Genomic DNA, 3948 nt, shown 5'->3' with positions numbered 1-3948 from the left:
AGATAATTGTTTGAAATCAGATAAGCTTCTTTCCTTCCATAATAAGGTCGTTTCTTCCTAATGACAGATTTAATACCAAGATCCTTCATTAATCGTTGGACTCGTTTATGGTTTATATGAATTTCATATGTAACTTTCAACCAAACTTGAATCCTTCTGTAACCATATATACCTTTATACTTACGGTGACACTCCATTATTTTTTTCTTAATTTCGTTATCCTCTCTTTGCTTTTCCGAAGGAAATGTCTCACGTTCTAACCACTTGTAATAACCACTTCTAGATACTTCCGCCACAAAGCATAAAAGCTGAATTGAATTATTCATTTGAGCTAAATCATAAATGATCTGATATTTATTATTCGGTGATGTGCTCATTCCCCCTTTTTCATCGATAAGAGCTTTTTTAGAAATTCATTCTCTGCTTCTAATCGTTTTATTTTCTGTTCTGGTTGTTCGTTGCGAATATGAGTGACTTTACTAAAATCTTTTTTTCTTCCTCGCCTTTCCCGTAGTCCTCTTGTTCCTTCATTATTGTAATGATTGACCCAGCGTTGTACATTTTTACGATGTATGTTAAATTCCCTAGCAACTGCAGCATAGTTCTTAGTGATTTGGTACTGTTCTACAACTTTTTTCTTAAAGTTAATATCATAAGTTTTTCTATCTTTCTCCATAAAAAAATCCCCCTTATGGTAGACAAGCATACTGCGCTTTAATGTATGTGTCTACTATAAGGGGATCATAACATTTCAGATTAGCGCCATATTGTTGAACAACACATTGATAGTTGTGGGAAATTACTATCTTAATAATTACTACCACTTCACAGGAGTTTTAGTTGAATTATTTAGATATTTTAAGATGTATATTCATAAGTTTTGAAATATCTATTGGACTACTATGTCCTTGAGGTAAGAGCATTGGTGTCATCGAAAAGTAGTAGTCGTTATATTTTGGGTTCTGCGCTACTCTAACACACACATAAAATTTGGTTTTTTCACCACTCATTATCATTAATGAAGATCCTTCTATAGGCTCTATCCAAAAAGATAAATCACTAGTTTGAACTATTTTATCAAATGGACTAAATACTTGCTGTGGTAATTGTCCGTTCTCTCCATAAGGAACATAGCCTGCTTCTCCATATAGTGGTACAACTTTAGCTATTGCCCAACTCGTGTATCCTTGAACGCTATAGGGTCCAAATGGTCCTATTTTTACTACATCTCCGCCGTATATTCGATCTCCTAGTGTTTTAAATTCTTTTTGTTTTATTTCGTTACTTGAAGGTAATTCTGTTGCTATTTCCTCACTAACTTCTCTTTCTTCTAAAGAATAGTTTGGGAATAATAATACATTGACATTGCCTTCAAAGACATCAAACTTTAAAATATGATCTTTATATCTGTTATAGAAATAGTGTATATCATCTTTTGTCCCATAATCAGGACCTCCTAAATCTTCATACCATGTTGTTTGTAAAAGAGAGTCGTCCGAGGCAAAATGGATACTAACTACTAAACTTGTTTCTTCATTTATACCAATGAATAAGTTGTCGTAAACATACTCTAATGAATCAAATTCTCCTTGTGATGGTACTGTATAATCAGGTTCACCTAGGCTTTTAATGATATAGTCCAAATGATCATTATATGCAACATTTACAACTTCACCACCATCATTATAAGTATAAACTACGAAGACCCCACGTTCCTCCTTCACCCATTTTATCTTATTATTAAGAGTTTCTTTTGATGTTGACTTTTCAACTTTTTTTGTTAGATTTTTAGTTTCTTCAATTTGATGAATGTCTTCTTCTTTTTCAGTAGTTCCAGTAAATAACTGTGTGTTTTCTATTGTTTCTTGGCTATCCTTCGTTTCAGATAGTAAATAATATACCGTTGGCCATAATAAGAGATTGATTATTAATAGGAACAGCAATATAAATAGCAATTTTTTTGACATAAAGAAATCACATCTTTCCTAAACTTTGAAATAATCCATAATAGTCAGTAAGAAAATAGATATATCTCCATAAATTATTATATTATAATCATTACCATTATTCGATAACAACTTTATTTCATAAAGTAGCCCTTTTTACAAGAAAGGAAGTATTTCTAAGAAATTTGCGCCATATTGTGGAAGAAAACAATCTTCTAACCTTACTGACCCTTTAGATATTTGTATAGATTTATACCTTTTTACAGATAAATATCATTTCATTACTGTCTTCTTGCAAAGAACTCTTATCCCAAGAACCATAAACATCTAATATAGTGAAGCCATTTTGTTCTATTAACCTTTCCATTTCCATTGGAAATACAAAACGCAGGGAAATCATATCTTCTTCAATAGCTATAACTTCCTCGTTGTCGTTAATAAATTCCCTTCGAGATTTAATTCTGTATTTGAGTAAACGAATTATATGATGCCGTTTTATATTCAATTACTTTTCGATTTCGTTTATCAAAATAAGAATTTTTGGATTCCTCAATAGCTGCTAATTCTCTTATCTTTGGATATCTTGTACCAAAAATAAATATTCCCCCACTTACAAGATGCTTATGAACTGATAGTAATAATTTGTCTTGTGACTCGTTTGTTAAAAAATGTTGAAAAGAGTTTCCAGTCATAAACATTAAAGAACACATTCTATTGAGGGATAATTTAGTACAATTCTGTAAGACCCACTGAATATCAAGATTCATATTTTTTGTTTTTTCTTTTGCCCTATTTAACATTCCTTCATTTATATCAACCCCAGTAATATTATAGCCAAGCTTAGCAATTGGGATTGTTGCTCTTCCTGTACCACAGGCTAAATCGACAATATCCCCACCCTTTTTATTTGCCCACTCTATTAAAAGTGGAAGGTCTTTTAAATAATTCTCGTATTGTAAATCATAAAACTCAGGATCAATATATTTTTCCATATTATCGTAAAAAATATCATCTAATTGTTTTCTCAATTTTCACCCTACCTCTTAATTTACATATTTTCACTTTATTTCTTAGAGCTATATCAATCTGTCCTATAATTGATACACTTTTGATAACCAATTAATAGTTTTAAACACCTCTTTATCACTTATATCTTCATCAGTTATTAATCCTGTGAGCTTAATACCACTATCTCCACCATATTCATCATAGGTGTTAATAATTAATTGAATACCATTCCTCATATCTATTATCCAATCTTCAGACCCTTCATAATAAGGCCTAAAAATAGCGCAACTTACCCCTAGAGTTTTATTTAGAGCTTTAATAACTTTGTCAGCTTGATGAAACCTTGGGTATGAAAAATTATGAAGATTTTCACTTTCTCTAAATAAAGATTTGATATGATTCTGCCTATCGGTATTTTTGTTACCTACACCTTCATATGAAATGTAGTTACCTCTATCATCTTGTCCTTTTATGTAATCTCGAGGGTCTACTTTTGGTCGTAATTTTATTAATCTTGGTTTCATTCTTTCCCCTTAATTTAATTTGTGTGGATATATTTAGGGTAAGGGTCCAGCACCTTATCATATTTAGCGCTATTTTAATAATCTCATCAAACTATTGATTATTCATTTACCCCTTCAATTTTTAGTCTACAAACTACTACCTATGCACATCTTTCTGAGCTTGTATATATCCGTAATACGTACAAGTACCGTTTTGGACTCTTTAATTGTTTCCATTTTAGAAACTCACTAAATAACGATTCATACTGATTAATCAGTAAATAACCACAATGAGACACTGCAAACAACGTAAGTTTTACCTATATATCCATATTTACCCTCCTAATTGTACAATATAAGATTGGCAATTTGAACGAAGAAAAAGTAAACAAATAAAGACGCTTTTCAGAGTTTTTTCTGAAGTCGAGTAGAATGGAGTCTTTCTACCTTACGGTAAATTGTACTCCACCCCCTCACAGAACCGTGCTTGC

Annotated in this window: 5 protein-coding genes; all 5 read right to left on the bottom strand. The window is 31.5% G+C overall.

The window, feature by feature from the left end:
* The coding region (locus JM172_RS24045) for an IS3 family transposase (protein WP_214484918.1) at nucleotides 1-377 on the bottom strand (377 nt) is incomplete at its 3' end.
* The gene (locus tag JM172_RS24040; RefSeq protein WP_214484917.1) at nucleotides 374-676 is read right to left on the bottom strand and encodes a helix-turn-helix domain-containing protein; all 303 of its coding nucleotides are present in this window, start codon (nucleotides 674-676) and stop codon (nucleotides 374-376) included. The genes JM172_RS24045 and JM172_RS24040, both read right to left, overlap by 4 nt.
* A 169-nt stretch (nucleotides 677-845) precedes the next feature.
* A complete protein-coding gene (locus tag JM172_RS24035; RefSeq protein WP_214484916.1) occupies nucleotides 846-1967 on the bottom strand; it encodes a hypothetical protein in 1122 nt (373 codons plus the stop codon).
* A 434-nt stretch (nucleotides 1968-2401) separates the two neighbouring features.
* Nucleotides 2402-2974 (bottom strand): class I SAM-dependent methyltransferase, encoded by a 573-nt coding sequence (locus JM172_RS24030; protein WP_214484915.1) that lies wholly within the window; start codon nucleotides 2972-2974, stop codon nucleotides 2402-2404.
* Between the two features lie 63 nt (nucleotides 2975-3037).
* Nucleotides 3038-3478 carry a hypothetical protein gene (locus JM172_RS24025; RefSeq protein WP_214484914.1) on the bottom strand — a complete coding sequence of 147 codons (441 nt, stop codon included), beginning with the start codon at nucleotides 3476-3478 and terminating at the stop codon, nucleotides 3038-3040.
* Nucleotides 3479-3948: the final 470 nt, after the last annotated feature.

Origin of the sequence: Bacillus sp. SM2101 (genome assembly GCF_018588585.1) — a bacterium.
Classification (GTDB): Bacteria; Bacillota; Bacilli; order Bacillales; family SM2101; genus Nanhaiella; species Nanhaiella sioensis.
This window is presented reverse-complemented; position numbering and strand designations above follow the sequence as displayed.

Excerpts from the sequence above, each read along its gene's own strand:
- JM172_RS24035 (WP_214484916.1), bottom strand. The coding sequence starts at position 1,967 with ATGTCAAAAAAATTGCTATTTATATTGCTGTTCCTATTAATAATCAAT.
- JM172_RS24040 (WP_214484917.1), bottom strand. The coding sequence starts at position 676 with ATGGAGAAAGATAGAAAAACTTATGATATTAACTTTAAGAAAAAAGTT.
- JM172_RS24025 (WP_214484914.1), bottom strand. The coding sequence starts at position 3,478 with ATGAAACCAAGATTAATAAAATTACGACCAAAAGTAGACCCTCGAGAT.